At 47.0% G+C, this 1182-nt stretch carries 6 tRNA genes and 2 rRNA genes; all 8 read left to right on the top strand.

Annotation, left to right across the window (positions count from 1 at the left end):
• The first annotated feature begins 2 nt into the window (after positions 1 to 2).
• Positions 3 to 118: ribosomal RNA gene (rrf, locus tag MUB24_RS23015) — 5S ribosomal RNA — on the top strand.
• A 9-nt stretch (positions 119 to 127) separates the two neighbouring features.
• Positions 128 to 200 (top strand) — tRNA-Val (locus MUB24_RS23010).
• 9 nt (positions 201 to 209) lie between these two features.
• Positions 210 to 285, top strand: a tRNA-Thr gene (locus tag MUB24_RS23005).
• 13 nt (positions 286 to 298) lie between these two features.
• Positions 299 to 374 (top strand) — tRNA-Lys (locus MUB24_RS23000).
• A gap of 6 nt (positions 375 to 380) precedes the next feature.
• Positions 381 to 462, top strand: a tRNA-Leu gene (locus MUB24_RS22995).
• Positions 463 to 623: 161 nt separating this feature from the next.
• Positions 624 to 700, top strand: a tRNA-Pro gene (locus MUB24_RS22990).
• Between the two features lie 12 nt (positions 701 to 712).
• Positions 713 to 788: transfer RNA gene (locus MUB24_RS22985), tRNA-Ala, on the top strand.
• A gap of 183 nt (positions 789 to 971) precedes the next feature.
• Positions 972 to 1182: ribosomal RNA gene (locus MUB24_RS22980) — 16S ribosomal RNA — on the top strand; the annotation flags it as partial.

Below are 1182 nucleotides of genomic sequence, written 5' to 3'. Positions count from 1 at the left end.
CGTCTGGTGACAATAGCGAAGAGGTCACACCCGTTCCCATCCCGAACACGGCAGTTAAGCTCTTCAGCGCCGATGGTAATAAGGGGCTTCCCCTTGTGAGAGTAGGACGTTGCCAGGCATTCATTATGGAGGATTAGCTCAGTCGGGAGAGCATCTGCCTTACAAGCAGAGGGTCGGCGGTTCGAGCTCGTCATCCTCCATTTTATTTTGCCGGCCTAGCTCAATTGGTAGAGCAACTGACTTGTAATCAGTAGGTTGGGGGTTCAAGTCCTCTGGCCGGCACCATGGACCATTGGATGAGCCATTAGCTCAGTTGGTAGAGCATCTGACTTTTAATCAGAGGGTCGCAGGTTCGAATCCTGCATGGCTCACCATTTTTAGCGGGTGTGGTGGAATTGGCAGACACGCTAGACTTAGGATCTAGTGCCGTAAGGCGTGGGGGTTCGACTCCCTTCACCCGCATCTGATGAATTGTACATAGTTATGTGAAAGTGTTCAATGGTGGAATAGTACCATGCCAAATTGGGGATTTTGAGTTCAAGAATTATCCTCATTTTTTGGAAATAAGTTTAAAGCATTACAATTCATTTGGATTGAGCATTTCGTTTTATCTTGTATAACTTCGGGAAGTAGCTCAGCTTGGTAGAGCACTTGGTTTGGGACCAAGGGGTCGCAGGTTCGAATCCTGTCTTCCCGACCATAAAAATAATATGGGGCCTTAGCTCAGCTGGGAGAGCGCCTGCTTTGCACGCAGGAGGTCAGCGGTTCGATCCCGCTAGGCTCCACCAACTTTTTAAGAAAACCCAAGAAATTCGTTGACATTAGGTTCAAGGTTTGGTAATATAGGAAAGTCGCCAATGAGGCAATTAAAGGTTTGATCTTTGAAAACTGAACGAAACAAACGTCAATAAATAATGGATAAATGGTTTTAAACCATTGCCAGCAATTGAGAAGGAACACAAACTTCTCTCATTTATGAGAGTTTGATCCTGGCTCAGGACGAACGCTGGCGGCGTGCCTAATACATGCAAGTCGAGCGCATCTTTTGGGAGCTTGCTTCCAAAAGATGAGCGGCGGACGGGTGAGTAACACGTGGGCAACCTGCCTGTAAGACTGGGATAACTTGCGGAAACGTGAGCTAATACCGGATAATTTCTTTCTTCACATGGAGAGAGGTTGAAA

The sequence above is a fragment of the Lederbergia sp. NSJ-179 genome (assembly GCF_022867885.1).
Lineage (GTDB): Bacteria > Bacillota > Bacilli > Bacillales > Bacillaceae_C > Lederbergia.
This window is presented reverse-complemented; position numbering and strand designations above follow the sequence as displayed.